Annotated in this window: 26 protein-coding genes and 4 tRNA genes; 14 read left to right on the forward strand and 16 right to left on the reverse strand. The window is 68.5% G+C overall.

Annotation, left to right across the window (positions count from 1 at the left end; translation table 11 throughout):
* Nucleotides 1-27 precede the first annotated feature (27 nt).
* Nucleotides 28-435, forward strand: coding sequence for a PA2817 family protein (locus tag EA796_RS00240; RefSeq protein ID WP_021441642.1), 408 nt, complete (start codon nucleotides 28-30; stop codon nucleotides 433-435).
* Between the two features lie 98 nt (nucleotides 436-533).
* Here EA796_RS00240 and EA796_RS00245 read toward each other — a convergent pair.
* From EA796_RS00245 to EA796_RS00260, 4 genes are all read right to left on the reverse strand, one after another.
* Nucleotides 534-609 (reverse strand) — tRNA-Gly (locus EA796_RS00245).
* A gap of 21 nt (nucleotides 610-630) precedes the next feature.
* Nucleotides 631-706: transfer RNA gene (locus tag EA796_RS00250), tRNA-Glu, on the reverse strand.
* Nucleotides 707-750: 44 nt separating this feature from the next.
* Nucleotides 751-826, reverse strand: a tRNA-Gly gene (locus EA796_RS00255).
* 27 nt (nucleotides 827-853) lie between these two features.
* A tRNA-Glu gene (locus EA796_RS00260) sits at nucleotides 854-929 on the reverse strand.
* Between the two features lie 222 nt (nucleotides 930-1,151).
* On the opposite strand from EA796_RS00260, the gene EA796_RS00265 reads away from it, so the two are divergent.
* A complete protein-coding gene (locus EA796_RS00265) occupies nucleotides 1,152-1,919 on the forward strand; it encodes a hypothetical protein (RefSeq protein ID WP_256679043.1) in 768 nt (255 codons plus the stop codon).
* A 40-nt stretch (nucleotides 1,920-1,959) separates the two neighbouring features.
* Nucleotides 1,960-2,616, forward strand: coding sequence for a glutathione S-transferase family protein (locus EA796_RS00270; RefSeq protein ID WP_122107065.1), 657 nt, complete (start codon nucleotides 1,960-1,962; stop codon nucleotides 2,614-2,616).
* 89 nt (nucleotides 2,617-2,705) lie between these two features.
* On the opposite strand, the gene EA796_RS00275 is transcribed toward EA796_RS00270, so the two are convergent.
* Together EA796_RS00275 and EA796_RS00280 are read right to left on the reverse strand one after the other, a co-directional pair.
* Complete coding sequence (locus tag EA796_RS00275) at nucleotides 2,706-3,188, reverse strand: GAF domain-containing protein (RefSeq protein ID WP_122107066.1); 483 nt, start codon at nucleotides 3,186-3,188, stop codon at nucleotides 2,706-2,708.
* On the reverse strand, nucleotides 3,185-4,075 hold the full coding sequence (locus EA796_RS00280; protein ID WP_122107067.1) for an ATP-binding protein: 891 nt from the start codon (nucleotides 4,073-4,075) through the stop codon (nucleotides 3,185-3,187). Before EA796_RS00280 ends, EA796_RS00275 begins: the two co-directional genes overlap by 4 nt.
* A 106-nt stretch (nucleotides 4,076-4,181) precedes the next feature.
* Here EA796_RS00280 and EA796_RS00285 point away from each other — a divergent pair, with 106 nt between their 5' ends.
* Nucleotides 4,182-6,503: a response regulator gene (locus tag EA796_RS00285; RefSeq protein ID WP_122107068.1), complete on the forward strand. Its 2,322-nt coding sequence runs from the start codon at nucleotides 4,182-4,184 to the stop codon at nucleotides 6,501-6,503.
* Between the two features lie 43 nt (nucleotides 6,504-6,546).
* On the opposite strand, the gene EA796_RS00290 is transcribed toward EA796_RS00285, so the two are convergent.
* From EA796_RS00290 to pdxB, 3 genes are all read right to left on the reverse strand, one after another.
* Nucleotides 6,547-7,005 carry a MarR family winged helix-turn-helix transcriptional regulator gene (locus tag EA796_RS00290; RefSeq protein WP_021444510.1) on the reverse strand — a complete coding sequence of 153 codons (459 nt, stop codon included), beginning with the start codon at nucleotides 7,003-7,005 and terminating at the stop codon, nucleotides 6,547-6,549.
* Complete coding sequence (locus EA796_RS00295; protein ID WP_122107069.1) at nucleotides 7,002-7,487, reverse strand: glutathione peroxidase; 486 nt, start codon at nucleotides 7,485-7,487, stop codon at nucleotides 7,002-7,004. The genes EA796_RS00290 and EA796_RS00295 overlap by 4 nt, the downstream gene beginning before the upstream one ends.
* A 167-nt stretch (nucleotides 7,488-7,654) precedes the next feature.
* On the reverse strand, nucleotides 7,655-8,785 hold the full coding sequence (gene pdxB, locus EA796_RS00300) for a 4-phosphoerythronate dehydrogenase PdxB (protein WP_122107070.1): 1,131 nt from the start codon (nucleotides 8,783-8,785) through the stop codon (nucleotides 7,655-7,657).
* A gap of 149 nt (nucleotides 8,786-8,934) precedes the next feature.
* Between pdxB and EA796_RS00305 the strand changes: the two genes are divergently transcribed.
* Together EA796_RS00305 and EA796_RS00310 are read left to right on the forward strand one after the other, a co-directional pair.
* Complete coding sequence (locus EA796_RS00305) at nucleotides 8,935-10,308, forward strand: MATE family efflux transporter (protein WP_122107071.1); 1,374 nt, start codon at nucleotides 8,935-8,937, stop codon at nucleotides 10,306-10,308.
* A 36-nt stretch (nucleotides 10,309-10,344) separates the two neighbouring features.
* Nucleotides 10,345-11,412, forward strand: coding sequence for a DUF3080 domain-containing protein (locus tag EA796_RS00310; protein WP_122107072.1), 1,068 nt, complete (start codon nucleotides 10,345-10,347; stop codon nucleotides 11,410-11,412).
* A gap of 22 nt (nucleotides 11,413-11,434) precedes the next feature.
* Here EA796_RS00310 and tusA read toward each other — a convergent pair whose 3' ends face one another.
* Nucleotides 11,435-11,674: a sulfurtransferase TusA gene (gene tusA / locus EA796_RS00315; RefSeq protein ID WP_031302689.1), complete on the reverse strand. Its 240-nt coding sequence runs from the start codon at nucleotides 11,672-11,674 to the stop codon at nucleotides 11,435-11,437.
* A gap of 281 nt (nucleotides 11,675-11,955) precedes the next feature.
* On the opposite strand from tusA, the gene EA796_RS00320 reads away from it, so the two are divergent.
* Entirely contained in the window at nucleotides 11,956-12,153 is a 198-nt protein-coding gene (locus tag EA796_RS00320; protein ID WP_122107073.1) for a hypothetical protein, read from the forward strand.
* Between the two features lie 91 nt (nucleotides 12,154-12,244).
* On the opposite strand, the gene rlmM is transcribed toward EA796_RS00320, so the two are convergent.
* Complete coding sequence (gene rlmM, locus EA796_RS00325; protein WP_122107074.1) at nucleotides 12,245-13,300, reverse strand: 23S rRNA (cytidine(2498)-2'-O)-methyltransferase RlmM; 1,056 nt, start codon at nucleotides 13,298-13,300, stop codon at nucleotides 12,245-12,247.
* A 192-nt stretch (nucleotides 13,301-13,492) separates the two neighbouring features.
* On the opposite strand from rlmM, the gene acnA reads away from it, so the two are divergent.
* The 4 genes from acnA (at nucleotide 13,493) to EA796_RS00345 (ending at nucleotide 19,470) form a co-directional block, all read left to right on the forward strand.
* Nucleotides 13,493-16,234 carry an aconitate hydratase AcnA gene (gene acnA, locus EA796_RS00330; RefSeq protein ID WP_122107075.1) on the forward strand — a complete coding sequence of 914 codons (2,742 nt, stop codon included), beginning with the start codon at nucleotides 13,493-13,495 and terminating at the stop codon, nucleotides 16,232-16,234.
* 143 nt (nucleotides 16,235-16,377) lie between these two features.
* Nucleotides 16,378-17,943: a PAS domain-containing methyl-accepting chemotaxis protein gene (locus EA796_RS00335; protein WP_021442269.1), complete on the forward strand. Its 1,566-nt coding sequence runs from the start codon at nucleotides 16,378-16,380 to the stop codon at nucleotides 17,941-17,943.
* Between the two features lie 260 nt (nucleotides 17,944-18,203).
* Nucleotides 18,204-18,905, forward strand: coding sequence for an SDR family oxidoreductase (locus tag EA796_RS00340; RefSeq protein ID WP_122107076.1), 702 nt, complete (start codon nucleotides 18,204-18,206; stop codon nucleotides 18,903-18,905).
* A 25-nt stretch (nucleotides 18,906-18,930) separates the two neighbouring features.
* Nucleotides 18,931-19,470 (forward strand): DinB family protein, encoded by a 540-nt coding sequence (locus EA796_RS00345; RefSeq protein ID WP_122107077.1) that lies wholly within the window; start codon nucleotides 18,931-18,933, stop codon nucleotides 19,468-19,470.
* Between the two features lie 100 nt (nucleotides 19,471-19,570).
* Here EA796_RS00345 and EA796_RS00350 read toward each other — a convergent pair whose 3' ends face one another.
* The 5 genes from EA796_RS00350 to EA796_RS00370 all read right to left on the reverse strand — a co-directional run bounded on the left by EA796_RS00350 (nucleotide 19,571) and on the right by EA796_RS00370 (nucleotide 24,142).
* Nucleotides 19,571-20,278, reverse strand: coding sequence for a type 1 glutamine amidotransferase (locus tag EA796_RS00350; protein ID WP_122107078.1), 708 nt, complete (start codon nucleotides 20,276-20,278; stop codon nucleotides 19,571-19,573).
* A 103-nt stretch (nucleotides 20,279-20,381) separates the two neighbouring features.
* Nucleotides 20,382-20,726: a ribonuclease E inhibitor RraB gene (locus EA796_RS00355; protein ID WP_021442273.1), complete on the reverse strand. Its 345-nt coding sequence runs from the start codon at nucleotides 20,724-20,726 to the stop codon at nucleotides 20,382-20,384.
* Between the two features lie 266 nt (nucleotides 20,727-20,992).
* Nucleotides 20,993-21,754, reverse strand: coding sequence for an SDR family oxidoreductase (locus EA796_RS00360; RefSeq protein WP_122107079.1), 762 nt, complete (start codon nucleotides 21,752-21,754; stop codon nucleotides 20,993-20,995).
* The gene (locus EA796_RS00365) at nucleotides 21,754-22,683 is read right to left on the reverse strand and encodes an alpha/beta hydrolase (protein ID WP_122107080.1); all 930 of its coding nucleotides are present in this window, start codon (nucleotides 22,681-22,683) and stop codon (nucleotides 21,754-21,756) included. The genes EA796_RS00360 and EA796_RS00365 overlap by 1 nt, the downstream gene beginning before the upstream one ends.
* On the reverse strand, nucleotides 22,667-24,142 hold the full coding sequence (locus tag EA796_RS00370; RefSeq protein ID WP_178082516.1) for an NAD(P)/FAD-dependent oxidoreductase: 1,476 nt from the start codon (nucleotides 24,140-24,142) through the stop codon (nucleotides 22,667-22,669). Before EA796_RS00370 ends, EA796_RS00365 begins: the two co-directional genes overlap by 17 nt.
* Before the next feature lie 102 nt (nucleotides 24,143-24,244).
* Here EA796_RS00370 and EA796_RS00375 point away from each other — a divergent pair, with 102 nt between their 5' ends.
* The 3 genes from EA796_RS00375 to EA796_RS00385 all read left to right on the forward strand — a co-directional run bounded on the left by EA796_RS00375 (nucleotide 24,245) and on the right by EA796_RS00385 (nucleotide 26,769).
* Nucleotides 24,245-25,270, forward strand: a complete 1,026-nt coding sequence (locus EA796_RS00375) for an AraC family transcriptional regulator (RefSeq protein WP_218567622.1) — start codon at nucleotides 24,245-24,247, stop codon at nucleotides 25,268-25,270.
* Between the two features lie 117 nt (nucleotides 25,271-25,387).
* Nucleotides 25,388-26,266, forward strand: coding sequence for a DNA-3-methyladenine glycosylase (locus tag EA796_RS00380; RefSeq protein ID WP_122107082.1), 879 nt, complete (start codon nucleotides 25,388-25,390; stop codon nucleotides 26,264-26,266).
* Nucleotides 26,267-26,271: 5 nt separating this feature from the next.
* Nucleotides 26,272-26,769: a methylated-DNA--[protein]-cysteine S-methyltransferase gene (locus EA796_RS00385; protein WP_122107083.1), complete on the forward strand. Its 498-nt coding sequence runs from the start codon at nucleotides 26,272-26,274 to the stop codon at nucleotides 26,767-26,769.
* Nucleotides 26,770-26,775: the final 6 nt, after the last annotated feature.

The following is a 26,775-nucleotide window of genomic DNA, read 5'->3' on the forward strand; positions in this document are numbered from 1 at the left end:
CCCGTTTTACCCAACAGGAATCGCACCATGGCCAGCCACCTCGAACACCACCTCGCCCTGCTCAACCATCTGCGCGGCATCCTGGTCGCCCTGGGCGAAGCCGAGCAGGTCCTGGACGACAGCCACGCGCTGTTTCTCGAGCGCTACGACGAGCTGCTCGCCGAGCTGCCGCGCGACCCGGTGTCCAGCCAGTACCTGGGCCAGGACCTGATCAGCCAGATCTTCCATCGCTACCCGCAGATCGCCCACCTGGTGCCGCGCGACCTGCTGTGGTTCTTCGGCGGCGACTGCCTGCACTTCATGCCCGACGAGGAAATCGCCCTGTACCAGGCCCTCGACGAGCGCCGCTTCGAGGCCGAGCAGAACGACGAGCCGTTCGACTGGAACCAGGAAAAGCAGCTGCTGGCTCTGTCCACCGACAGCCCCAGGCACTGACACGCAAAAGGCCCGCACGGCATGACCGGCGGGCCTTTTGCAGACTATGAACGACAGAAACGAAAAAGCCGCTCGATTGAGCGGCTTTTTCGTTTATTTGGAGCGGGAAACGAGACTCGAACTCGCGACCCCGACCTTGGCAAGGTCGTGCTCTACCAACTGAGCTATTCCCGCAATACAACTTGGTACAGAAAATGGCGTCCCCTAGGGGACTCGAACCCCTGTTACCGCCGTGAAAGGGCGGTGTCCTAGGCCACTAGACGAAGGGGACCTTGGAACTTGGTTGCCCGCCTGCCGCAGCAAGCCTGGCGAATCTGGAGCGGGAAACGAGACTCGAACTCGCGACCCCGACCTTGGCAAGGTCGTGCTCTACCAACTGAGCTATTCCCGCATGTACAACCCACTTCCCCACGGAAAGTGGCGTCCCCTAGGGGACTCGAACCCCTGTTACCGCCGTGAAAGGGCGGTGTCCTAGGCCACTAGACGAAGGGGACGCAGCCCGGAACTTACAACAGCTTTTCCGGCTTCCCTCGCCCTGTTTCGAGCATTGCGCTGGAAGTGGCGCGCATTCTAGGGAGGCTTTAGAAGGTCGTCAACCTCTCTCTAAAAATTTTTCAAAATCAAAGACTTCAGACCATAAATTGACGTGGCACTAGGAGCCTTGCAGCCAAGCCACTACACTCGGACGAAAAACCAGCACTCGAGAGGTTCAAGCAGTGTCCCCACTCGTGATTACCCTGCTGATAGTCGGAGGCATCGCGCTGCTGATCGTGATCGCCTACGTCAATCACATGGTCGAGAACAGCAAGCTGGAAAAAGCCCGGCAGAAAGCCGATCTCAACGACCGTATCCGCCGCTGCCTGGACGTCTCGGAAAAGATGCCCGGCCAGTTGATGAGCGCAGCGCTGAAACTGCTGCTCAGCCGCCTGCAACTGCAACTGAGCGAGCGCCTGCTGCCGCTGGACAAGGGCAACGCCGGCCTCAAGGGTCGCATCGACGAACTCAAGGCGCTGGTGGCCCGGGGCGAGTCGATCCCGGTGAACAACGCCCCGCAACCCATCCTCAACGAAGCCAAGGCCAAGGACGTGCGTTACCTTCTGGAAAACCTGCACGCCCTGATCACCGGCTCGGCGCAGATCGGTCTGCTGCCGGCCAATGAAGGCAAGCACTGGCTCCAGCAGATTCGCCAGATGCTGGTGCAGCTGCATATCGAGTTCTTCGGCAACCTCGGCCAGCAGGCCCTGCAACAGAACCAGCCGGGCCAGGCGCGCCTGGCCTTCGAGCGCGGCGTGCAGTACCTGCGCAAACAACCGGAACCGGCGCTGTACCAGACCCAGCTCAAGCACTTCGAGCAGCAACTGGCGAGCGCCAACGCCCTGGTGCTGGACAAGGTGCAGCCCTCGGCCGATGCGCCCAGCGAGCTGACCGAAGGGCTGAAGAACCTGGATGACGACGACTGGAAGAAGAAGAATATCTACGACTAGCGTCTGCCAAGCGATCCGCCGTACCCCATAAGGAGTTCCGATGAGTCTGACCGTCTACGGGGCGCCGCTCTCCCCCTTCGTCCGCAAACTCTGCCTGTGCCTGCTGGAAAAGGGCCTGGACTACCAGCTGGAGGTGGTCACCCCGTTCGGCCAGCCCGACTGGTACCGCGAGCTCAATCCGCTGGGGCGCATCCCGGCGTTTCGCGACGGCGACCTGACCCTGGCCGACTCCAGCGTCATCTGCCAGTACCTGGAGGAGCGCTACCCCGCACGCCTGGCCCTGTACGGTGAAGGCGCGGCGCAGCGCGCTCAGGTGCGCTGGCTGGAAAAGTACGCCGACTACGAACTCGCTCCGCTGTGCACCTTCGGCGTGTTTCGCAACCGCACGCTGAAACCCAGCCTGGGCCAGCCCTGCGATGAGGCCAAGGTGCAGGCCACGTTGGAGAAACTGCCGGGGCATTTCGACTATCTGGAGGGCGTGCTGGGGAACGCCGAGTACCTGGTCGGCGAGCGCCTGTCGATGGCCGACCTCGCCCTCACCTGCCAGCTGATCAATATGCAACACGGCGGCGAGACGCTGGATGCGGCGCGCTGGCCGCACCTGGCCGCACATTACGCCCGGATCACGGCGCGCGCCTCGGTGCAGCAGCTGCTGCCGCGCGAGTTGCGCACCCTGGAGAAGATCGGCGCGCGTTGATCGGTGGACAAGCTGCGCGTTGTCCACCCTAGTCCACTATCCGACTTAGTATTCCGTAGCCCGGATGCAATCCGGGGCGGCCTGGCGACTCAACAATCTGTCGCCGCCAGGAAGATCGCCGCCAACGCCTCGATGCCGACCTGATCGACCTCGCTGAAACGCCCGGTCAGCGGACTGTCCAGGTCCAGCACGCCGATCAGCCGGCCGTCCTTGAGCAGCGGTACCACCAGCTCACTATTGGAGGCGCTGTCGCAGGCGATATGCCCGGCGAAGGCGTGCACGTCCTCCACCCGCTGGGTCTGCCGGCTCGCCGCCGCCGCGCCGCACACGCCGCGTCCGAAGGGAATGCGCACGCAGGCCACCTTGCCCTGGAAGGGGCCAAGCACCAGTTGCTCGCCCTGGGCCAGGTAGAACCCGGCCCAGTTCAGGTCGGCCAGTTCGTGGAACAGGAAGGCGGAAAACTGCGCGGCGTTGGCGATGAAGTCGCGCTCGCCGGCGAGCAGCGCGTCGAGCTGCGCCGCCAGCAGGGGGTAGCCGTCCAGCCCGGAGCCGGTCTGGGAAAGGTCGATCATGCGTCTTGCTCCAAGAGTTGCAGCCCGACCCAATGCCGGGCGAATTGAAAGGCGCAGCGGCCGTTGCGGTTGCCGCGGCCCAGGGCCCAGCGGATCGCGGCCTTCTCCAGCGCCTCGCTCCATTGCCAGCGCAGGCCGGCCGACGCCGCCTGCACCTCGACCCAGTGGCGCACCACGTCGAGGTAGTGCTCCTGGCTGAAGGGGTAGAACGACAGCCACAGGCCGAAACGGTCGGACAGGGCGATCTTGTCCTCCACCGCCTCGTTGGGGTGCAGCTCGCCGTCGACCATCTGCCAGTTCTCGTTGTCGCTCTGCTTCTCCGGCATCAGGTGCCGGCGGTTGGAGGTGGCGTACAGCAGCACGTTGTCCGGCGCGCGCTCCAGCGAGCCGTCGAGCACGCTCTTGAGCACCCGGTAATCGCCCTCGCCGGCCTCGAACGAGAGGTCGTCGCAGAACAGCACGAAACGCTGCGGCAGGCGCGCCAGCTGCTCCACCACCCGCGGCAGGTCAGCCAGGTGATCGCGTTCGATCTCGATCAGGCGCAGGCCGGCCGCCGCATGCTCGGCCAGCAGCGCGCGCACCAGCGACGATTTGCCGGTGCCGCGCGCGCCCCACAGCAGCGCGTGGTTGGCCGGCAGGCCGGCGACGAACTGGCGGGTGTTGCGCGCCAGCTGCTCGCGCTGGGCGTCAATGCCAAGCAGGTCGTGCAAGCCGAGGTCGAGGCTGACCGCCAGGGGCTGCAGGAAACCGCTGCGGCCGTCGCGCTGCCAGCGCGCGGCCAGGCTCCGGTTCCAGTCCAGTTCCGCCCGCACTGCGGGCAACAGGGGTTCGAGGCGCGCCAGCACCTGCTCGGCACGCGCCAGAAAGCTCTGCAATCGGGAATCCACGCTCTACTCCTTTTGCGCAGGGCCGCACGCTGCGGGCTCTGCCGGTCCGGCGCCGCTATCGGCTATGCTTGGCAGGCGCCACGGATCAGAGACCACGCCCGCCGCCATGGATATATCGCTCACCCATCGCCTGTCGTTCCGACAGGCCGGCCTGACCGTGCTGGTGGCGTTCATCCTCGGCACGCTGCTCAGCGTCACCCAGGTGGCGATCGATTATGCCAGCGAAGAGGCCTCCATCAACCGCGAGATTCGCGCGCTGCTGGAAATCAGCCACAACCCCGCCGCCCGTATCGCCTACAACATCGACGCCGAACTGGCCCAGGAACTGGTGCTCGGCCTGCTGCGTTCGCCGGCGGTTACCCGCGCCGAACTGATCGACAACAGCGGCCTGGTGCTGGCCAGCGTCAGCCGGCCGCGCAGCGAGAGCCGCTACCGGGTGTTCAGCGACAGCCTGTTCGGCGCCCAGCGCCAGTTCCAGGACCCGCTCTACGTCGCCCACGCGCCCAACGAAGCGCTCGGCGAGCTGCGCCTGGAGGTGGACACCTACGCCTTCGGCAGCCACTTCCTGCGCCGCTCGCTGCTGACCCTGCTGACCGGCTTCGCCCGCAGCCTGCTGCTGTCGCTGATCCTCCTGGTGCTGTTCTACTTCATGCTGACCAAGCCGCTGGTGGGGGTGATCCGCGCGCTCAGCGAGCGCAACCCGCAGGACCCGCAGCATCGCCCGGTGCCCTGCCCCAAGGGCCACGAACGCGACGAGATCGGCACCCTGGTCGAGGTCACCAACCGCCAGCTGTCGAGCATCGCCCAGGAGATCGAGCAGCGGCGCAACGCCGAGGATCGCCTGACCCAGTACCTGGCCGAGCTGGAGAACATCGTCTCGGCGCGCACCGCCGAGCTCAAGGCTGCCAACGCCCGCCTCAGCCAGTCCAACCGCGAGCTGGAACTGGCGCGCACCACCGCACTGAACATGGCCCAGGCCCGCTCGGCCTTCCTCGCCAACATGAGCCACGAGATCCGCACCCCGCTCAACGGCCTGCTGGGCATGCTCGCCCTGGCCCTGGACGGCCCGCTCAGCGCCGAGCAACGCCAGCAGCTGGGCATCGCCCACGATTCCGGCAAGGTACTGGTGGAGCTGCTCAACGACATCCTCGACCTGTCCAAGTTCGAGGCCGGCCAGCTGGAGCTGGAGCAGATTCCCTTCGACCTCGGCGTGCTGGCCGAGGAAACCGCCAGCCTGCTGTCGCAGAACGCCGCCGGCGCGGTGGAGCTGACCTGCCTGATCGCCCCCGACCTGCCCGCCCAGGTCGTCGGCGACCCGACGCGGGTGCGGCAGATCGTCAGCAACCTCTTGTCCAACGCGCTGAAGTTCACCCGCTTCGGCCGCGTCGACCTGCAGGTATCGCGCAGCGCGGACGGCGTGCGCATCCGCGTGCGCGACACCGGCATCGGCATCGCCGAAGACGCCCAGGCGCGCATCTTCCAGCCGTTCGCCCAGGCCGAGGTGGGCATCACCCGCGAGTACGGCGGCACCGGCCTCGGCCTGGCGCTGACCCGCCGCCTGTGCGAGGCCATGCACGGCAGCCTCGGCCTGCAATCGAAGGAAGGCTTCGGCAGCGAGTTCTGCGCCGAGCTGCCGCTGCCGGCGCACGCCGAGGCGGCGGCGCAACCGACCCTGCACGGCCGCATCGTCGCCCTCACCCCGGCCAGCAGCGGCCTGCACCAGGTGCTCAGCCAGTGGCTGCCGGCCTGGGGCCTGCACTACCGGCGCCTGGACACCGACGCCAGCCTGCTCGGCGTGGACGCCGACCTGCTGATCAGCGACTGCCCGGAATGCCTGCTCGGCCTGCGACCAACGCTGAACACGCCGGTGCTGCTGGTCACCGCCTACGGCAACTTCCTGCCCCTTGATCAGGCCCAGCGCCTCGCCCCGCTGCAGCAGATCGCCCGCCCGCTGGCGCGCGCCGGCCTGCTGCAGATGCTCCGCCATATCCTCCACAGCGATGCGCCGAGCGCCGGCGGCACACCCCACGCCCAGGCGCCGAGCGAGCGCTCGGCGCGGGTGCTGCTGGTGGAGGACAACCCGGTCAACCAGCTGGTGGCCAAGGGCATGCTGGCCAAGCTGGGCTGCCAGGTGCTGGTCGCCGGGCATGGCGGCGAAGCCCTGGACCTATTGGAGCGCGAGGCCGTCGACCTGGTGCTGATGGACTGCAACATGCCGGTGATGGACGGCTATGAGGCCAGCCGGCGGATTCGCCGCAACGGCCGCTGGCCGGACCTGCCGATCGTCGCGCTGACCGCCAATGCGCTGTCCGACGAGCGTGAACGCTGCCGCGCCGCCGGCATGAGCGACTACCTGGCCAAGCCCTTCCGCCGCGAGGAGCTGGCCGCCCTGCTCGATACCTGGCTGCCGGCCGCGGTCACGCGTTGAGCACTGCGGTTGGCGCGCAGGACCTGGGCGGCCCCGCGGCACCCTAGGTACCGAGCCGGCTCAGCAGGCGATCCAGGCGCTGACGCAAGCCGTCCAGCTCGGCCAGCTCCTCGCCGCCGAACTGGCACAGCAGCTGCGCCTTGAGCGGCGCCACCCGCGCCTGCAACGCCCTGCCCGCCTCGCTCAAGGCCAGGTGCACCTCGCGCTCGTCGTGGGCGGCGCGGCGGCGTTGCACCAGGCCCATCTGCTCCAGGCGCTTGAGCAGCGGCGTGAGGGTGCCGGAGTCCAGCTGCAGGCGCTGACCCAGGGCCTTCAGCGTCGGCTGCTCGGGCGCCTGCGCCTGCCATTCCCAGAGCACCAGCATCGCCAGGTACTGCGGGTAGGTCAGGCCCAGCGCGTCGAGCATCGGCTTGTAGGCGCGAATCACCGCACGCGAGGCGGCGTAGAGCTTGAAGCACAGCTGGTTGTCCAGCTGCAATTGGGCGCTATCGAAAGCGGTCATTTGAGCAGGGCTTCGATCTCGCTGGAGAGCTCCTCCGGCTTGGTGGTCGGGGCGAAGCGCTTGATCACCTGACCGTCCTGGCCGATCAAGAACTTGGTGAAGTTCCACTTGATGCCCTGGCTGCCGAGCAGGCCGGGGGCGTGCTTCTTCAGCTGGACGAACAGCGGATGGGCGTCGGCGCCATTGACGTCGACCTTCTTGAACAGCGGGAAGCTGACGCCGAAGTTCAGCTCGCAGAACTCGGAAATCGCCCCCTCGTCGCCCGGCTCCTGCTTGCCGAACTGGTTGCAGGGAAAGCCCAGCACCACCAGGCCCTTGTCCTTGTACTGCTGCCAGATGCTTTCCAGGCCCTTGTACTGCGGGGTAAAACCGCACTTGCTGGCGGTGTTGACCACCAGCACGGCCTTGCCGCCGAAATCGGCGAGGGTCTTCTGCTCGCCCTTGATGGTGGTGACCGGGATATCGAAGAGTGCGTTGCTCATGGGAGTCGTCCTGAAGTGGGCGGGATGTGCCGAACAAAATAGCGAGCAATTAGATTGCGCGCAATTTAATTACCCAACGATAAGGCGCATGGATAGTGCGTCATGCGGCCCCACCTGCCTTTGCCCTCGACAATCGGTGCGCGCGGCCTGGGCGGCCCGGCGGTTCCCTATGCGAGGGTAGCCCCCAACGCCCGTACCAGCGCCGCCAGCTCGGGCGCCTCGCCCTGCAGGCGCACGCGCAGGCCGTCGAGTTCGCGGCGCATCGGGTAGTGCTTGCGCAGACGGTCGAAGCCGGCGCGGCGTGCCTCGGCGTCGCCGATAAGGCTGCGGCGGAAATCCGCATCGTCTCGGCGCGGGTCGTACACCGCGCGGCACAGGACAGCCAGCGCCCAGGCCGGGTCGGCAGTGCCGTCCAGCGTCACCTCGCTCAGCCAGGGCGCCGGCAGCAAGTCGGCCAGGCGCGCCTGTTCGGGCAGGCCGAGGGCGCGGCAGCAGGCCTGGTAGATCTGCGCCGTGCCGCGCAGCTTGCCGTCCAGGCTGTAGCCGGCGATATGCGGGGTGGCCAGCTGACACAGCGCGGCCAGTTCGACGTCGGCCTGCGGCTCGCCTTCCCAGACGTCGAGCACCGCCTTGAGATCCGGCCGCTGCGGCAGCAGCTGACGCAGCGCGGCGTTGTCCACCACCGCGCCGCGGCTGGCGTTGATCAGCCAGCCGCCGGGCTTGAGCGCTGCCAGACGCGCGGCATCGAACAGATGGCGGGTGCCGGCGTCCAGCGGCGTATGCAGGCTGATCACCTCGCACTCGGCGACTATCCGCTCGAGGTCGACGAAATCGCCGCCCTCGGCCGCCTGCCGCGGCGGGTCGCACACCCACACCTGCCAGCCCAGGCCGCGCAGCAGCTCGACCAGGCGCCCGCCGACCTGCCCTGCCCCGACCACGCCATAGACCCGCGTGGCCGGATCGACGCCTTCGCGCTCGGCCAGGGTCAGCACGCTGCCCAGCACGTAGTCCACCACGCCGCGGGCGTTGCAGCCCGGCGCGCTGCTCCAGGCGATGCCGGCCTCGGCGAAGTAGTCGAGATCCAGATGATCGGTGCCGATGGTGCAGGTGCCGACGAAACGCACGCGGCTGCCTTCCAGCAGCGCGCGGTCGACGCGGGTCACCGAGCGCACCAGCAGGAGATCGGCGTCGCGCACATCGGCCGCCGCGATGGCCCGGCCGGGCAGCCGGCGGATACTGCCGAAGGCGGCGAAGAACTCGTCGAGCAGGGGAATGTTTTCGTCGGCGACTATATGCATGGCGGGCTCCGCGGATCAGGCCGCCATTCTATGCCAGCGCGGCGCCAGCGTCGCCCCGCATGCCGCCGCGCAGAGCGGCACGGCGCGCTTTCCTGACCAAGGCGTCAGGGCGTAGACTACGCGGTTTTCCGCCCAACCGAAGAACCCTCATGTCTGCCGAGAACCGCCTGGGGCGCGTGCGCACGGAGCTGCGCAGCCTGCTCGTCCTGGCCACGCCGATCATCATCGCCCAGTTGGCGCACACCGCCATGGGCTTCGTCGACACCCTGATGGCCGGGCGGGTCAGCCCGCAGGACCTGGCCGCCGTGGCGTTGGGCAACTCCATCTGGGTGCCGGTGTTCCTGCTGATGACCGGCATCCTCCTGGCCACCACGCCCAAGGTGGCGCAGCGCTTCGGCGCCGGCGAGGAGGCGGCCATCGGCCCGCTGGTGCGCCAGGCACTGTGGCTGGCCCTGGCGGTCGGCGGCGGCGCCGCGGCACTGTTGTGGAACGCCGAGTTCATCCTGCGCTACATGGGCATCGAGCCGGCGCTGATCACCCCGGCCATGGGCTACCTGCGCGCGGTGGCCTGCGGTTTCCCGGCGGTGGCGCTGTACCACGTGCTTCGCTGCTTCAGCGACGGCCTCGGCCACACCCGGCCGAGCATGGTGCTGGGCATCCTCGGCCTGCTGCTGAACATCCCGGCCAACTACATCTTCATCTACGGCAAGTTCGGCCTACCGGCCATGGGCGGCGTCGGCTGCGGCTGGGCCACGGCGCTGGTGATGGGGTTCATGCTGATCGGCATGCTGGTCTGGGTGAACTGGGCGCCCTACTACCGCCCCAGTGCCCTGTTCGCCCGTTTCGAGCGACCGCAGTGGGCGGTGATCAAGCGCCTGCTGGCCATCGGCGTGCCGATCGGCGTGGCGGTGTTCGCCGAATCGAGCATCTTCGCGGTGATCGCCCTGCTGATCGGCGGCCTTGGCGCCACCGTGGTCGCCGGCCACCAGATCGCCCTGAACTTCAGCTCCATGGTGTTCATGATCCCCTACTCGCTGGGCATGGCCGCCACCGTGCGGGTCGGCCAGGCGCTGGGCCGTGGCCAGCCGCGCGAGGCGCGCTTCGCCGCCGGGGTGAGCATGGGCGCGGCGCTGGGCTACGCCTGCCTGTCGGCCAGCCTGATGCTCCTGCTGCGCGAGCAGATCGCGCAGATCTACACCCCGGACAAGGCGGTGATCGCGGTGGCGGCGACACTGATCGTCTATTCGGCGCTGTTCCAGTTCTCCGACGCCATCCAGGTCACCGCCGCCGGCGCCCTGCGCGGCTACCAGGACACCCGCATCACCATGCTGCTGACGCTATTCGCCTACTGGGGCATCGGCCTGCCGGTGGGCTATGCGCTAGGGCTCTCCGACTGGCTGGGTGAACCCAGCGGTCCCAGCGGGCTGTGGCAGGGCCTGGTGGTCGGCCTGACCTGCGCCGCACTGATGCTGGCGGTGCGCCTGGCACGCAGCGCGCGCAAACGGATTCGTGCGACGGCCTGAGTCGAACCCGGCGCGCCGAGGCCATACACTGGCGGCATGAAGCGACTCGCCCTGCTCCTCTGCCCACTGCTGCTCGCCGCCTGCGGCCCGGCCGATAACGGCCTGGCGCTGCAGGCCGACTACCTCCAGCGCCTGGATCGGGCGCTGGAGAGCGACGGTTTCGTCGCCTTCGACAGCCGCAGCGCCAGCCAGTACCGCCTGCCGCCGCGACGCGAGCGCCTGCTGGCGCTGCCCGAGCTGCGTATCGGCCTGCTCGATCTGGTGATCGACGCGCGGCGCTGCCCGCACCTGCAGCAGCTGATCAGCCAGCGCAACAGCAGCCTGGGCAAGCAGCTGGTGCCCAGCCAGCGCCTGGGTTACGAGGGTGACCTGCTGCGCGCCATCGACGCCTGCCTGCCGCACCTGCAGGACGACGCCGGCCTGAAGACCACCCTGCAGCGCCTGGCTGCCGAGAAGCGCGGCCAACTGCCGGCGGTGTTCTGGAATGCCCTCAACGGCAGCCGCGAGGTCGAACGCTACCTGCGCTTCGCCGACCAGGCGCTGCCCGTCGCCTTCGCCGAGGACGGCGCCGCGCTGGATGCCCTGGAGCAACTGGCGGCCATCGGCGCCGGCCTGCCTCAGCGCCTGCCGCCGCCTGCCGAACGGCTGGAGCCGCTGTTCTTCGCGCTCTACGCCAGCGACCAGGGCGGCCAGCTGATCACCAGCCTGGCCAGCCTGCGCCACAGCCTCGACGCCGCCAGCGAGCTGCTCGAACAACGCCAGCAACGCCGGCCGCTGTGCCCGCTGGGCCAGGCGACGCCGCGCGGGCGCATCCTGCAGAACATCTTCGTCAAGTTCTACGCCGGCGGCCTGCAGCCCTACCTGGCTGCCGTCGACCAGCGCGGCCAGCAATGGCAGGCGGCGCTGCGACAGTTGCAGGGCATCGAAGGCATACCGCCGGCGACAGGCACCTATCTGGAGCGCCTGGCCGGCGAACGGGACTCGCTGTGGATGGATTTCCGCGCCGCCACCGCGCGTCACGTCAAGGCCTGGCAGGCGCTGCTGAACAGCTGCGGACTGGCGCCGGGGCAAGCGGGCTGGAGCGGCGTCCCGGGCGACGCCTAGCGACGGTCCGCGGACCTCCGGCCTATTCCGCCTTCTTGCGGATCCAGTACAGGTAGGTGCCGTCCTCCTCGGCCTGGCCGAGCAGCTCGTGGCCGAGGAACACGCAGAACTTGGGAATGTCGCGGCGGGTCGAGGGGTCGGTGGCCACCACCTTGAGCAGGCCGCCGGGCTGCAGGTCGCGCACCTTGTTGTGCAGCATCATCACCGGCTCGGGGCAGTTCAAGCCGCTGGCATCGAGCAGATCGTCGTGGGACAGGGTCAGGGCATCGGACATAAGGGGGCTCCACTGGCAGGCGGGCATTGTCGCGCAAAGCTGACCTCCAGGTCACCTTGCCCGCACAACCTTGGATGGGCGGCGCCCGCCCGGCATCTGCGGCACAGTGCCTGCGCTCCGGCGGGTTAGGGACAGCCTGCACGCCAGTTCCGGGCGGAGCCCGGGGCGCCGCGGGAGCCCGGGCCGGGCGTTTGCCCGGGCTCGGTTGAATACCAGCCCGACGCTGCGGCGCCGGGCTAATCTGTGGGGAAGCAGCCGAGGCCCCGCCCATGCCCGATCGCCAACCGCCGCAACTCTGGTGCCTGGTCCGCCTGGACGACAACGGCAACGAGTTCGTCGTCCGCGACGGCCTCGACCGCGCCGCCGCCGAGGCGCTGGCGCGCACCTTCGAGGCGCGCGGGCACAAGCAGAGCTACTGGATCAGGGCGCAAGGGCCGCAGGCCGAAAAGCGCCCAGAAGCCGAGTGATGGATGCCGCGGCGCCGCCCGGGTCGTGCGCACCTGTCGGCTGCCCCTGGTGCGCCCGGCGCAGCCTGCGAGGCCCCGCCGGATATCGCCGCTACTTGCCCAGCCGGCGCAGATGGCAGGTGACCTCCTCGCGGTCGTGATAGAGCTGCTTGCAGGCCAGCGCCACCTTCACCCCGCGCGCGGCGAAGCCCGCCTCGATGCGCTCGAGCAGGCGGCGCACCTCGGCATAGCGCTGCTTCATCGGCAGCTTGAGGTTGACCACCGCCTCGCGGCACAGCCCCTCGCCCAGCCAGGTCTCGATCAGCGCAGCGGTGCGCGCCGGCTTCTCGACTATGTCGCAGACCATCCAGTGCACCGGATGGCGCGGGCGGAACAGGAAACCATCGGCACGCTGGTGCACGACGAAACCCGAATACATCAGGCTCTCGGCCATCGGCCCGTTGTCCACGGCGGTGACGCGGATTTCCCGGTTGACCAGCTGCCAGGTCCAGCCGCCGGGCGCCGCGCCCAGATCCACCGCGGTCATGCCCGGGGCCAGGCGCTGATCCCACTGCTGGCGCGGGATGAAGTGGTGCCAGGCCTCCTCCAGCTTGAGCGTCGAGCGGCTCGGCGCCTCGCGGGGGAACTTCAGCCGCGGAATGCCCATCGGCCACATCGCCTGGTTGTCCGCCTCGGCGATGCCGGCGAACACCTCGCGGCCACTCTTGAAGGTCAGCAGCAGACGCGGCTTGCTGGCGTCGTCCACCAGCTTGCCGGCCCCCCGCAGGGCCTTGCGCAGCGGCGCCTCGAACTTCTTGCAGAAGGTCGACAGCTCCTTGCCCTCGTTGGTGTCCACCACTTCCAGCCACAGGCTGCCGCACTGCGGGTAGTCGGCCAGGGCCTCGAGCAGCACGCCGATGCGCTCGCTCTCCGGCAGGCTGACGAAGGCGCCGCGCGCCCACTGGCGCGGGAAAATCAGGCTGTTGAACCGCACGCCGCGCATCAGCCGCGCGCTATCGCCGGCCTCGCTGCAGATGAACTCGGCGCAAGCGCCGCCGGGCTTGGCCTTGGAGTAGCCGGCCACGTCCAGACGCGCGGCCAGCTCGGCGATCTCGGCGCAGACCTCGCCTTCGAAACCGGGGCGGCAATGGAAAAACAGGGTATTCATCGAGACGTCTCCTTGGGTCGCGCATGATACCCGAGGCGGGAACCGCGGACGCCACCTTCCTGTCCAGTGCTAGGCAGATTGCCAGCAGCGAATCCCGAATGAACGCTGGCCAGACCGCTCATAGGCAACTAGCTTGAACGCTCTGCAGTCATCAGAAACGGCCCGACCGTACGGGCCTCAAGGAGAAGTGCAATGCCCTCCCTCGACAGCCTGAACTGCCGCCGCGAACTGAAGATCGGCGACGCCACCTACCACTACTTCAGCCTGCCCGAGGCGGCCCAGCGCCTCGGCAACATCGACCGCCTGCCCAAGTCGCTCAAGGTGCTGCTGGAAAACCTGCTGCGCTGCGAAGACGGCCACACCGTCAGCGCTGCCGACCTGCAGGCCATGGCCGACTGGCTGGACAAGCGCGGCTCCGAGCGGGAGATCCAGTTCCGCCCGGCGCGGGTCTTGATGCAGGACTTCACCGGGGTGCCGGCGGTGGTCGACCTCGCCGCCATGCGCGACGCCATGGCCAAGGCCGGCGGCGACCCGCAGCGGATCAACCCGCTATCGCCGGTGGACCTGGTCATCGACCACTCGGTGATGGTCGACCGCTACGCCTCCTCCAGCGCCTTCCACGACAACGTCGAGCTGGAAATGCAGCGCAACGGCGAGCGCTACGCCTTCCTGCGCTGGGGCCAGCACGCCTTCGCCAACTTCAGCGTGGTGCCGCCGGGCACCGGCATCTGCCACCAGGTCAACCTGGAATACCTGGCGCGCACCGTGTGGACCAAGGAGGAGGACGGCGCCACCCTCGCCTACCCCGATACCCTGGTCGGCACCGACTCGCACACCACCATGATCAACGGCCTCGGCGTGCTCGGCTGGGGCGTCGGCGGCATCGAGGCGGAAGCGGCCATGCTCGGCCAGCCGGTGTCGATGCTGATCCCCGAGGTGATCGGCTTCAAGCTCAGCGGCAGGCTCAAGGAAGGCATCACCGCCACCGACCTGGTGCTTACCGTCACCCAGATGCTGCGCAGCAAGGGCGTGGTGGGCAAGTTCGTCGAATTCTACGGCGACGGCCTGGCCGACCTGCCGCTGGCCGACCGCGCCACCATCGCCAATATGGCCCCGGAATACGGCGCCACTTGCGGCTTCTTCCCGGTCGACGCCATCACCCTCGGCTACCTGCGCCTGTCCGGCCGCCCGGAAGCCACAGTGCAACTGGTCGAGGCCTACTGCAAGGCCCAGGGCCTGTGGCGCGAGCCCGGCGCCGAGCCGCTGTTCAGCGATAGCCTGAGCCTCGATCTGGGCAGCGTCGAAGCCAGCCTGGCCGGGCCGAAGCGCCCGCAGGACCGCGTCGCCCTCGGTCAGGTCGCCCAGGCCTTCAACGATTTCCTCGGCCTGCAGCTCAAACCCACGGCCAAGGAAGACGGTCGCCTGCTCAACGAAGGGGGTGGCGGCACAGCCGTCGGCGGCGGCCAGCCAAGTGGCGGGGTGGACTATCAGGACGAGGGCCAGACCTATCGCCTGAAGCACGGCGCGGTGGTGATCGCCGCCATCACCTCCTGCACCAACACCTCCAACCCCAGCGTGATGATGGCCGCTGGCCTGCTGGCCAAGAAGGCCGTGGACAAAGGCCTGCAGCGCCAGCCCTGGGTCAAGAGCTCGCTGGCGCCCGGCTCCAAGGTGGTCACCGAGTACTTCAACGCCGCCGGCCTGACGCCCTACCTGGAGAAGCTCGGTTTCGACCTGGTGGGCTATGGCTGCACCACCTGCATCGGCAACTCCGGGCCGCTGCGCGAGCCCATCGAACAGGCCATCACCCAGGCCGACCTGAGCGTCGCCTCGGTGCTGTCCGGCAACCGCAACTTCGAGGGCCGCGTGCACCCGCTGGTGAAGACCAACTGGCTGGCCTCGCCGCCGCTGGTGGTGGCCTACGCCCTGGCCGGCAGCGTGCGCCTCGACCTCAGCCAGGAGCCGCTGGGCACCGGCAAGGACGGCGCGCCGGTGTACCTCAGGGACATCTGGCCGAGCCAGGCGGAGATCGCCGAGGCCATCGCCAAGGTCGATACCGCCATGTTCCGCAAGGAATACGCCGAAGTCTTCGCCGGCGACGCACAGTGGCAGGCCATCGAGGTGCCGCAGGCCGACACCTACGTCTGGCAGGCGGACTCCACCTATATCCAGCACCCGCCGTTCTTCGAGGACATCGCCGGCGATCCGCCGCATATCGGCGATATCCATGAGGCGCGCATCCTCGCCCTGCTCGGCGACTCGGTGACCACCGACCACATCTCGCCGGCCGGCAACATCAAGGCCGACAGCCCGGCCGGGCGCTACCTGCGCGAACAGGGCGTGGCACCCGCGGACTTCAACTCCTACGGCTCGCGCCGCGGCAACCACGAGGTGATGATGCGCGGCACCTTCGCCAATATCCGCATCAGGAACGAAATGCTCGGTGGCGAGGAAGGTGGCAACACCCTGCATATTCCCAGTGGCGACAAGCTGTCGATCTATGACGCGGCCATGCGCTACCAGGAAGCGGGCACGCCGCTGGTGGTGATCGCCGGCAAGGAGTACGGCACCGGCTCGAGCCGCGACTGGGCGGCCAAGGGTACCAACCTGCTGGGGGTCAAGGCGGTGATCGCCGAGAGCTTCGAGCGCATCCACCGCTCCAACCTGGTGGGCATGGGCGTGCTGCCGCTGCAGTTCAAGCCCGGCTGCGACCGCAAGACCCTGGGCCTGACCGGCCGCGAGAAGCTCGGCATCCACGGTCTCGACGGCGTCGAACTGCACCCGCATATGCCGCTGTCGCTGGCCATCGTCCGCGAAAACGGCCAGCGCGAGGAGGTCGAACTGCTGTGCCGCATCGACACCCTCAACGAGGTGGAATACTTCAAGGCCGGCGGCATCCTGCATTACGTGCTGCGGCAGATGATCGCCAACTAGAACGAGCGGGCCAGGGACGGCCCGGGTCGCGACGAAAAGGTGACGCCAGGCAGAATCCGTTTACACTGCGCGCCACGGATTTCTCCCTCAACTTCGCCGCTTTGCGGCCGATGCAGAGGGTATAACAACGACGGATACCTGCCATGCGTAATAACCAACCGGTCACTCAGCGCGAGCGCACCTTCCCTGCGCAGCAGCGCCTGATCTCCACCACCGACCTCAAGGGCCAGATCACCTACTGCAACGACGCCTTCGTCGAAATCAGCGGTTTCTCCCGCGAGGAACTGCTGCGCGCGCCGCACAACATCGTGCGCCATCCGGACGTGCCGGCGGCGGTGTTCGAGCACATGTGGAGCACCCTGAAACAGGGCCGGCCGTGGATGGGCATCGTCAAGAACCGTTGCAAGAGCGGCGACCACTACTGGGTCAACGCCTACGTCACGCCGATGACCGAGAACAACCAGGTGGTCGGCTACGAATCGGTGCGGGTCAAACCCAGCGCCGAGCAGGTGCGCCGCGCCGAAGCCCTCTATGCGCGGGTCAATGCCGGCAAGACCGCCATTCCCAAACGCGATGCCTGGCTGCCGGTGATGCAGGCCTGGCTGCCGTTCATCCTGGTCAGCCAGATCGGCTTCCTGATCGGCCACTGGTTCGGCAGCGGCTGGGGCTTCGCCCTCGCCGCCGCACTCTCCATCCCCCTGGGCCTGGCCGGCATCGCCTGGCAGACCCGCGGCATCAAGCGCCTGCTGCGCCTGGCCGAACAGACCACCTCCGACCCGCTGATCGCGCAGATGTACACCGACAGCCGCGGCGCCGAAGCGCGCCTGGAGATGGCCATGCTCAGCCAGGAAGCACGCCTGAAGACCTGCCTGACGCGCCTGCAGGACACCGCCGAACAGCTCACCCAGCAGGCCCGCGAGGCCGACAAGCTGGCGCACAACAGCTCTGCCGGCCTGGAGCGCCAGCGCCAGGAAACCGAACAGGTCGCCACCGCGGTCAACGAAATGGCCGCCACCACCCTGGAAGTGGCCAGCAACGTGGCGCGCACCGCGATCGCCACCCAGGAGGCCAACCGCCTCACCGGCGAAGGCCGCGGCATCGCCGCGGAAACCCGCGAAGCCATCCAGCGCCTGTCGCAATCGGTGGGCGACACCGGCGAAACCGTCACCCGCCTGGCCCAGGACAGCAACGAGATCGGCGGCGTGGTCGACGTGATCAAGGGCATCGCCGACCAGACCAACCTGCTCGCCCTCAACGCCGCCATCGAAGCCGCCCGCGCCGGCGAAATGGGCCGCGGCTTCGCCGTGGTGGCCGACGAGGTTCGTTCCCTGGCTCAGCGCACGGCCGAATCCACCGGCCAGATCCACGCCCTGATCGCCAAGCTGCAGCGCACCGCCGAAGAAGCGGTGATGACCATGGAAATCGGCCGCAAGCAGGCCGACGAAGGCGTCGAGCGCGTGCTCCAGGCCGACCAGGCCCTGGCCGGCATCAGCGACGCGGTGGCCAATATCGCCGACATGGCCAACCAGATCGCCGCCGCCGCCGAGGAACAGAGCGCCGTGGCCGACGAGATCAACCAGAACATCACCACCATCGCCCAACTGGCCGACCAGACCGCGGGCGAAGCGCAAAGCACCGCCAAACTCAGCGAAGCCCTGACCGGCACCGCCCAGGGCCAGTACGCCCTGGTCGAACGCTTCAACCGCTGAACCGCAAAAGGCGCAGCGCGCCAACCGCTGCGCCTTCCTGCCCCGCCACTTCCCGCAGGAGCGAGCTTGCTCGCCTCCCCGCTTCCCGCGCTCACATAAGCGCAACTTGCCAGTGTCCCTGGCGTGCATTGGCCGGCAGCCGGGGCGGCGCGGTTGACGCGCCCAGCCTGCCGCTACTAGTTTGCCAACCGGCCCGACTGTAACGGGCCGTCATCGTCTACCACGGAGATCCGCCGCCAGGCGGTCAGGGAGCGTGCGATATGCGCATCATGGTCATAGGCGCCAGCAAGGGACTGGGACGAGCGTTGGTCGAGGGGCTGGCCGAACAGCACGAGCTGATCGGGGTTTCCCGCAGTCGGCCGGCAGATCTCGCGCAGCCTGTCCAGTGGATCGAGGCGGACCTGAGCGATCCGCTGGGCGCCGTCGAGGCGATCGAGCGTCAGGCGCCGGCACGGCTCGATGCCATTCTCTACAACCTGGGCATCTGGGAAGAACGCGCCTTCGCCGAGGGCTACAGCTTTCTGGAAGACAGCGATGCACGCATCCTGGAGATGGTCGACGTCAATATCGGCGCCACCCTGCTGCTGCTCAAGCGTCTGCTGCCGCGCCTGCTCGGCGGCGCCAAGCCGCAGCTGATCCTTACCGGCTCCACCTCGGGCCTGCCGCAGAGCGGGCGCCCCGAGGTGACCTTCGGAGCCAGCAAGTTCGCCCTAAAGGGCATCGCCGACAGCCTGCGCGAAGGCTTTCGCGATCAGCGCCTGGCCGTCACCTGCCTGCAGCTGGGCTATCTCAATACCCAGGACGGTTTGCACACGCCGCGCGAGCAGGCCGCCCTGAATGGCGAGGGCCAGCTGATCCCGCTGCACGATGTGGTGGCGCTGGTGCGCACGCTGCTGACCCTCTCGGATGCCAGCTATGTACGCGAACTGGTACTGCCGGCGATTGCCGACCAGCGCTTCTGAACGAGTCGAGAAAAAGGTGCGAGCCATGCAGAGAGTCGACCATATCCGCCATCTGGCGACCTACAACAGCTGGATGAACGACAAGCTGTACCGGGCCGCCGCCAGCCTGCCGGACGAGGCGATAGGCGCGGAACGCGGGGCGTTCTTCGGCTCGATCCTGGGCACGCTCAACCACCTGGCGGTGGCCGACCTGATCTGGCTGGGGCGCTTCGCCGCGCATCCGGCCGGCTACCAGGCGCTGCAGGCGCTGGCCACGCTGCCCGGGCCGACACGCCTCGACCAGCCGTTGGCGGCGGATATCCGCGCGCTGGCAGCGCTGCGGCAACGACTGGATGCCTGCATCGAGGCCCTGGCGCTGGAGATTCGCGAGGCGCATCTGGATCAGCCGTTGAGCTATCGCAATATGAAGGGCGTCGAGTCGCGGAAGAACTTCTTCGCCCTGCTGATGCACCTGTTCAACCACCAGACGCACCACCGCGGCCAGGCCAGCACGCTGCTGTCGCAGGCAGGCGTGGATATCGGGGTGACCGATCTGCTGGCGTTGATTGCAGATGAGCCGGAATAAGGGTCTTGTCTGCGCCCAACTGTCATTCGCCCGCGATAAGCAGCGGGATCGGAGCATCGCCCAGCGGCCCGCCGATCCGCTCTGCAGAGAGGGTTCGAACTCAGAGCCCGGCCAGCTTCAGCCAGTGGGCGTAGAAGCCCTCGGCCACCTGGTTCAGCGCCCTCACCTTTTCGCCCAGGTTGTCGCACATCGCGGCGATGCTCTGCTGGCTGGGCTGGCTGGCGTCGAGCAGGTGAGCCCAGTCGTCGAGCCAGAGCTCGATCAGCTCTTCGGTCATCTCCGGGTGGCCCTGCAGGGCCAGCACCTTGTCGCCCCAGGCGAAGGCCTGGTTGTCGCACCAGCGACTGCCCAGCAGCGGTTGCGCCCCCGCTGGCAGGGCGAAGGTGTCGCCGTGCCACTGGAAGATGCTGAAGTGCTCGGGCAGGTGTGCCAGCCAGGGGCTGTCCGCCGCCTCGACGCGGCGCTGCATGGCCTGCCAGCCGGCTTCGGTGTAAGGCATGCGGCTGATGCCGGCGCCCAGGGCCTTGGCCAGCAGTTGGCCGCCCAGGCAGTGGCCGACGATGGGAATGTCGCGGGCGATGAAGCGCTGCAGCGCCGCGACTTCCTCGGCGATCCAGGGCAGCGGGTCGTTGACGCTCATCGGCCCGCCCATCACCGCGACCGCCCTGGGTCGCTCCAGGTCGTAGCCGCGCAGTTCGCCGAGGTCGGCGCGCAGCACCTCGAAGGCGCAGCCGCGCGCTTGCAGCACCCGCGCCAGGTGAGCGGGCGGGCAATAGTCGATATGGGTGAGGATCAGGATGTCGGCCATGCCGCGCAGTCTGCGCGATGGCCTCGGGCAAGTCGAGGCGCGCTGACGGTTGGCGCCATCGACCGGCCGCGCGGGCCGGCCGATGGACTGTCGAGACAATGCCCTAACGGGCAGCGGACGCTTTCACCTCCTGGGTAACGCCCCAGCCGTCCAGCTTGCCGCCCAGGGGCAGGACGATGGACTCCAGGTCATGTTCAAACGCGCCGATACCGGCATGGGTGGCGTACATCACTTTGCTGATCTGCAGGTGCCAGGCGCCGTCCTCGCGGGCGGAAACCTGGGCGTTGAGCGACTCGCCGCGAAAATTCCTGGCTGCCATGCGGGCCCGCTCCTCATCGGGAAAGATGGCGTAGAACTCGATCGGGTGAAACTGGGCGAAGTCGAACCCCCCTTCTTTCATCCGGCGCAGCACCGAGGTGCTGGCGTCTTCGTGGAAGGCTGTGCTCATAAACGACCTCCTCTCAGGCGATGGATGGATTGACCGCTTTCCCATTGCGACCGCCCAACTTCGGCGGTGTCGCGGCACCTTGGCGGCGCCGCCCCGAGAATCAAGCAGGCTGCTTGATGTGTCTGTTGACGCACATCGACGACTGCCCGGCAGGACACCAGGCTGAAAACCGTCCTTTGCAGGGTAGCCGCTGGCCGCCGGATTCGCCTGCAATGGAAAGGCCTTGTGACAAAGCCGGCGACCGGCGGCCACTGGCCAGCCCGCCATCAGCTCCGGCTGAGCCAGGCCATGATCGCTCTATTGATCCAGCCCGGGGTGATCTGCCCCAATGCGTAGAGCAGGCGGAACTGCAGGCCCACCGGGCGGTGCACCGCAGCACCCTGAGCCTGTTGCCAGGCGGCTTCGGCGACCTGCTCGGCCTGCAGACGCACGCCGAGGCGGCGCATCACCGGCGGCGGTTCGCCCTGGCTGGCGACCATCGGCGTGTTGACGAACGGCGGCATCAGGTCGCCGACGCGGATGCCATGGGCGCGCCATTCCAGCTCCAGCGCCTCGGTCAGGCCGCGCACGGCGAACTTGCTGGCCGAGTAGCTGGCCAGCTGCGGCACGCCGTAGACCGCCGAGGCCGAGCCCATGTTGATCACCTGCGCGCCGGGCGTGGCCTTGAGATAAGGAAATGCGGCGTGGCTCAAATTGAGCACGCCGAGCAGGTTGATCTGCAGCAGACGCGCGTGCTGCTCCAGTTCGATGGTCTCGAAGGCGCCGGTGCGCAGGATGCCGGCGCCGTTGAACAGCAGGCGCAGCTGGCCGTCGTGCAGGGCGCAGAAGTCGGCCAGGGCGACCTTGACCGCGCCGGCGTCGACCACGTCCAGTTCGGCGTGCCAGACCCCACCCAGTTCCGCCGCCAGCGCGGCCAGGGCCTTGGCGTCGACGTCGAGCAGGCCGACCCGCCAGCCACGGGCGTGGAACAGCCGCGCGGCGGCCGCGCCGATGCCCGAGGCGGCGCCGCTGATGAGGATGTTGTCCATCACAGCCCCCGTTCGCGGAGGAAGGCCACCACCCGGGCGATGGCGTAATCCGCCGCGCGCAGCATGCCGACATGGGCCTGGAACACGTGCCACAGCCCCGGATAACGCTCCAGGCGCACGCTGGCACCGGCGGCCTGGGCGCGCTCGGCCAGGCGCAGGCTGTCGTTCAGCAGCAATTCGTCCTCGCCGACCTGGATCAGGGTCGGCGGCAGGCGGCTCAGATCGGCGAACAACGGCGACATACCCGGATCGTTGCGCGGCAGATCGGCCGGGCAATACAGCGCGGCGGCCTGCTCGATCCAGCTGGGATGGATCAGCGGGTCGCCGGCCGGCGGCTGGTGCATGCGTTCGCCGGTGAAATCGGTGGCCGGCGAGAAGCACACCAGCGCCGCCGGTGCCGGCAGGCCCAGTTCATCGATGCGCAGGCTGCCGACCAGGCTCAGGTTGCCGCCGGCCGAATCGCCTCCGATGGCGATCTGCTCGGGCCGGTAGCCGGCGTCCAGCAGCGCGCGGTAAGCCGCCACCACGTCGTCGCGCGCCGCCGGATAGGGATGCTCCGGCGCCAGGCGGTAGTCCAGCGCGCAGACGTCCAGGCCGCCGCGCTTGGCCAGGCTGGCGCAAATGCCGCGATGGGTAGCCGGCCCGCCGATCATGAAGGCGCCGCCGTGCAGGTAGAGCAGCACGTTGCCGCTGCTGGCCGGCGGCCGGTGCCATTCGCAGGGCCGCCCGCCGAGGGTCGCGGCACTGCGCGTGACTCCGCGCGGGGTCAGGGTGGTGGCGGTGAGCAGGCGCAACACCAGGCGCTGCCCGGCTATCGGCATCGGCGGGCGCACCAGACCGCGAAACAGCAGGCGCAGGAAGCCGCGCAGCACGCGGCGCAACAGCATCTGTTCGGCGGCGGGGGCGGTGAAATCAGCGGACGCAGTCATAGTCGGCAAGCTCCGGAGTGCGGGTCAGGTGGCGGTAGGTGAAGGTGTAGCCCGGCCAGTTGTTGGTGTGCTTGCCGGAGGCGTTCTGATACCAGCTGCTGCAGCCCTGCGCCCATATCGTTCGGCGGGTGAGGTGCTGCAGGCGCTGGTTGTAGCGCCGCTGCACCTCGGGCCGCAGGTCCAGGTAGCGTAGCCCCTGCTCGCGCAGCGCCTGCAGGCAGCCGAGCACGTAGGGGTACTGGCTCTCCAGCATATAGAGGATGGAGTTGTGGCCCAGGTTGGTATTGGGCCCGTAGAGCAGGAACAGGTTGGGAAAGCCGCTGACGCTGATGCCCTTGTAGGCCTCGGCGCCATCCTTCCAGGCCTGGTTCAGCTCCACGCCGTTCAGGCCGCGAATGCGCATCGGCGCGAGGAAATCGCTGGCGGTGAAGCCGGTGCCATAGATCAGCACGTCGCAGGGATGCTCGCGGCCGTCGGCGCTGACCAGCGCGTGCTCGCGCACCGCGCGGATCGGCGAGTCGACGATCTCGACATTGGCCTGGGCCAGTGCCGGGTAATAGTCGTTGCTGATCAGGATGCGCTTGCAGCCCATGGGGTAGTCCGGCTGCAGCTGCGCGCGCTTGCCGGCATCGGGCATCTGCCGCGCCAGGTGGCGGGTGAAACGGCCGCGCATCGAGCGCATCAGCCAGGGCAGGCTGACGAAGGCCAGCGCGCGCACCTCGTGGTGCAGGTACTTGAGCAAGCGGTCGACCCGCTGCAGCAGCGGCACGCGGCGCATCAGGGCGATTTCCCAGGCGCGATAGGCGCGATCCGGCTTGGCCAGCACGTAGGCCGCCGAACGCTGGAACAGGCTCAGCTGCGCCACTTTCGGCTGGATCTGCGGGACGAACTGGATCGCCGAGGCGCCGGTGCCGATCACCGCCACGCGCTTGCCGGTCAGATCCAGGTCATGCCGCCAGCGCGCCGAATGGAAGGCCTCGCCGCGAAAGCGCTCCAGCCCCGGCAACTGCGGATAGGCCGGGCGGTTGAGCTGGCCGCAGGCGCTGACCAGCGCCTGGGTCTCCAGGCATTCGCCGCCGACCAACTCGACCCGCCACAGCCCGCGCGCGGCGTCGAACTCGGCGCCCTGCACCTCGGCGTTGAGGCGGATCTGCGGGCGCAGCCGGTACTTGTCCACGCACTGCAGGATATAGGCGTGGATTTCCGCCTGCGGCGGGTACTTGCGCGACCAGTCGTGCTTGGCCTCGAAGGAAAACGAGTAGAGGTGCGAAGGCACGTCGCAGGCGGCTCCCGGATAGTCGTTGTCGCGCCAGGTGCCACCGACTTCGCCGGCCTTTTCCAGCAGCAGGAAGTCGTCCTGGCCGGCCTTGCGCAGCTGCATGGCCAGGCCCAGGCCGGCGAAGCCGCTGCCGATGATCAGCACGCGCCAGGGCGCGCCCGTGCGGGGGTTGTTGTGCATTGTGGTCTCCCCGACCAATGAGTGGCGATAAGCGGATGCTACTTGCGCCGGCCACCGCCGGTTATGGCATAGTCGGTCAATCGATTGTGATTTTCGGACAGCCTGATGTCGCCACCCTGGCCCGCACGCCGCAGCATCACCAGCATGCAGTTGCTCACCCAGCTGGGGCTCGACCTCGGCCTGGACCTGGACACCTGCCTGCGCGATACCGGCCTGAGCGCGGTGCAGCTCGCCGCCCCGCACGGCGAGATCGACGCCGGCCGCGAGCTGCAGCTGATCGCCAACCTGGTGCAGGCCCTGCCCGCGGTCGCCGACCTCGGCCTGCAGGCCGGTCGGCGCTACCACCTGACCAGCTACGGCGCCTGGGGCTACGCCATGCTCAGCAGCGCCACCGCGCGCCAGGCGGCCGAACTGGGCCTGCGCTACCACGGCCTGACCTACGCCTTCACCCGCATCAGCCTGGACGAGGACGGCGTCACCGCCAGCCTGCGCTTCGACGACGGCGCGCTGGACGAGGAGCTGCGGCCCTTTATCGTCCAGCGCGATATGGTCGGCGCCCAGCTGATAGTGCGCGAACTGCTCGGCGCCCCGCTGCCGCTGACCTGCCTGGAACTGCGCCAGCAGGCGCCGGCCGAGACCGCGCCCTTCGTCGAGGCCTTCGGCCTGGCGCCGCATTTTGCTGCCGCAGCCAATCGCATCGGCCTGGCCGCCGGGCTGCTTGATGTTGCGCTGCCGCGGGCCAATTCGCAGCTGGTCAGCGCCTGCGAGCAGCAATGCCAGGCGATCCTCACCCGCCACCAGTGGCACCAGGGCCTGGCCGGCCGCGTGCGCCAGTTGTTGCTGCAGGCGCCAGGGCAGATGAGCGACATGGAACGGGTCGCCGCCCGCCTGCACCTGAGCAGCCGCACCCTGCGCCGCCGCCTGATCGACGAAGGCAGCAGCTTTCGCGCCCTGCAGGACGAGGTGCGTCAGGCCCTGGCCGAGGAGCTGCTGGCCGCCGGCGGCCTGAGCCTGGAGGAAATCGCCGAACGCCTGGGCTATGGCGAGCTGTCCAACTTCATCCACGCCTTCAAGCGCTGGAAAGGCACCACGCCGGGGCGCTACCAGCGCGGCGAGCCTATTTCGTAGAGCGAACCGATCAGCGCCCTATGTCCGCCTTTGCCTAAAGTACGCACCTGGGCTCGATCGTGTTTGAAAGCCATCTTCACGCTGACAGCGCCGCCCGACGCGGCTAAGGTGCAAGCCATGCACAATATCAGCCTGCTCCTGCCCTACCTGCCGCCCTGGCACTGGCCGCAGTTCCATGCCCACTTCGCCCTGCGCGCGCTGCCGGGGCTGGAATGCCTGACGCCGGACAGCTACAGCCGCAGCTTCAGCCTGGCCGGCGCCAGCGGCTGGCTGCGGGTGACACCGCTGCCCGGGCAGAACGCCCTCGAACTGCGCTGCTGCAGCGCCGCGCCCATCGCCCTGGAGGCCTTGCAGCAGCGCGTGCGGCGGATGTTCGATCTCGACGCCGAGCCGCAGGCGATTGCCGCGCACCTCAGCGGCGACGCCCTGCTCGCGCCGCTGCTGCAGCGCAACCCCGGCCTGCGCCTGCCGGTGGCCTTCGACCCGTTCGAGCAGGCGGTGCGCGCCATCGTCGGCCAGCAGGTCACGGTCAAGGCGGCGGTGACCCTGGTCGGTCGCCTGGTGCAGCGCCTCGGCACGCCGTTGAACCTGCCCGGCTGCCCCGGCGTCACCACGCTGTTTCCCAGCCCGCAGGCCATCGCCACGGCAGACCTGGCCGCGATCGGCATGCCCGGCAAACGGGTGCAGAGCCTGCAGCAGTTCGCCGCGCGCATCGACGACGGCAGCTTGCAACTGAATCTCGACGACGGCAGCGCGGCGCTGATCGAACGTCTGTGCGCCCTGCCCGGCATCGGCCCCTGGACCGCCGAGTACATCGCCCTGCGCGCCTTCGGCGAGGCCGACGCCTTCCCCGCCAGCGACCTGGGCCTGCTCAAGGCGCCGCTGTGGGGCGCCGGCGGCATCGATGCGCGCAGCCTCAAGGCCCGCGCCGAAGCCTGGCGGCCCTGGCGTGCCTACGCCGCCGCACACCTGTGGCACAACTATTCGGGAGGCTGAACGCCATGTACTACCGCCACCACGACAGCCCCCTCGGCCCGCTGTTTCTCGCCAGCGACGAAAACGGCCTGCAGCTGCTGCTGATGGAGCTCGACAGCCGCCCCTGGCGCATCGGCGAAGATTGGCGACAGGCCGGCGGCGAGCTGGATGATGTGTGCCGGCAGCTGGACGAGTATTTCGCCGGCCGTCGCCGCCAGTTCGAGCTGCGCCTGGCGCCGCGCGGCACGTCCTTTCAGCAGGCGGTATGGCAGGCCCTGCAGCGCATTCCCTACGGTCGCACCTGCAGCTACAGCGACCTGGCCGCCGCCATCGCGCGGCCGCAGGCGGTGCGCGCGGTGGGCACCGCCAACGGCGCCAACCCGCTGTCCATCGTCATCCCCTGCCACCGGGTGATCGGTCGCGACGGCAGCCTTACCGGCTACGCCGGCGGCCTGCCGCGCAAGCAACTGCTGCTGGAACTGGAAGGCGCGCTGCCGTCGCAGCAGACGCAACTGGCGCTTTGACCGCCC

Source organism: Pseudomonas sp. AOB-7, from assembly GCF_003696305.1.
Lineage (GTDB): Bacteria > Pseudomonadota > Gammaproteobacteria > Pseudomonadales > Pseudomonadaceae > Aquipseudomonas.

Excerpts from the sequence above, each read along its gene's own strand:
- EA796_RS00240 (WP_021441642.1), top strand. The coding sequence starts at position 28 with ATGGCCAGCCACCTCGAACACCACCTCGCCCTGCTCAACCATCTGCGC.
- EA796_RS00270 (WP_122107065.1), top strand. The coding sequence starts at position 1,960 with ATGAGTCTGACCGTCTACGGGGCGCCGCTCTCCCCCTTCGTCCGCAAA.
- EA796_RS00275 (WP_122107066.1), bottom strand. The coding sequence starts at position 3,188 with ATGATCGACCTTTCCCAGACCGGCTCCGGGCTGGACGGCTACCCCCTG.
- EA796_RS00285 (WP_122107068.1), top strand. The coding sequence starts at position 4,182 with ATGGATATATCGCTCACCCATCGCCTGTCGTTCCGACAGGCCGGCCTG.
- EA796_RS00290 (WP_021444510.1), bottom strand. The coding sequence starts at position 7,005 with ATGACCGCTTTCGATAGCGCCCAATTGCAGCTGGACAACCAGCTGTGC.
- EA796_RS00295 (WP_122107069.1), bottom strand. The coding sequence starts at position 7,487 with ATGAGCAACGCACTCTTCGATATCCCGGTCACCACCATCAAGGGCGAG.
- pdxB (WP_122107070.1), bottom strand. The coding sequence starts at position 8,785 with ATGCATATAGTCGCCGACGAAAACATTCCCCTGCTCGACGAGTTCTTC.
- EA796_RS00305 (WP_122107071.1), top strand. The coding sequence starts at position 8,935 with ATGTCTGCCGAGAACCGCCTGGGGCGCGTGCGCACGGAGCTGCGCAGC.
- EA796_RS00310 (WP_122107072.1), top strand. The coding sequence starts at position 10,345 with ATGAAGCGACTCGCCCTGCTCCTCTGCCCACTGCTGCTCGCCGCCTGC.
- EA796_RS00320 (WP_122107073.1), top strand. The coding sequence starts at position 11,956 with ATGCCCGATCGCCAACCGCCGCAACTCTGGTGCCTGGTCCGCCTGGAC.
- rlmM (WP_122107074.1), bottom strand. The coding sequence starts at position 13,300 with ATGAATACCCTGTTTTTCCATTGCCGCCCCGGTTTCGAAGGCGAGGTC.
- acnA (WP_122107075.1), top strand. The coding sequence starts at position 13,493 with ATGCCCTCCCTCGACAGCCTGAACTGCCGCCGCGAACTGAAGATCGGC.
- EA796_RS00335 (WP_021442269.1), top strand. The coding sequence starts at position 16,378 with ATGCGTAATAACCAACCGGTCACTCAGCGCGAGCGCACCTTCCCTGCG.
- EA796_RS00340 (WP_122107076.1), top strand. The coding sequence starts at position 18,204 with ATGCGCATCATGGTCATAGGCGCCAGCAAGGGACTGGGACGAGCGTTG.
- EA796_RS00345 (WP_122107077.1), top strand. The coding sequence starts at position 18,931 with ATGCAGAGAGTCGACCATATCCGCCATCTGGCGACCTACAACAGCTGG.
- EA796_RS00350 (WP_122107078.1), bottom strand. The coding sequence starts at position 20,278 with ATGGCCGACATCCTGATCCTCACCCATATCGACTATTGCCCGCCCGCT.
- EA796_RS00355 (WP_021442273.1), bottom strand. The coding sequence starts at position 20,726 with ATGAGCACAGCCTTCCACGAAGACGCCAGCACCTCGGTGCTGCGCCGG.
- EA796_RS00360 (WP_122107079.1), bottom strand. The coding sequence starts at position 21,754 with ATGGACAACATCCTCATCAGCGGCGCCGCCTCGGGCATCGGCGCGGCC.
- EA796_RS00365 (WP_122107080.1), bottom strand. The coding sequence starts at position 22,683 with ATGACTGCGTCCGCTGATTTCACCGCCCCCGCCGCCGAACAGATGCTG.
- EA796_RS00370 (WP_178082516.1), bottom strand. The coding sequence starts at position 24,142 with ATGCACAACAACCCCCGCACGGGCGCGCCCTGGCGCGTGCTGATCATC.
- EA796_RS00380 (WP_122107082.1), top strand. The coding sequence starts at position 25,388 with ATGCACAATATCAGCCTGCTCCTGCCCTACCTGCCGCCCTGGCACTGG.
- EA796_RS00385 (WP_122107083.1), top strand. The coding sequence starts at position 26,272 with ATGTACTACCGCCACCACGACAGCCCCCTCGGCCCGCTGTTTCTCGCC.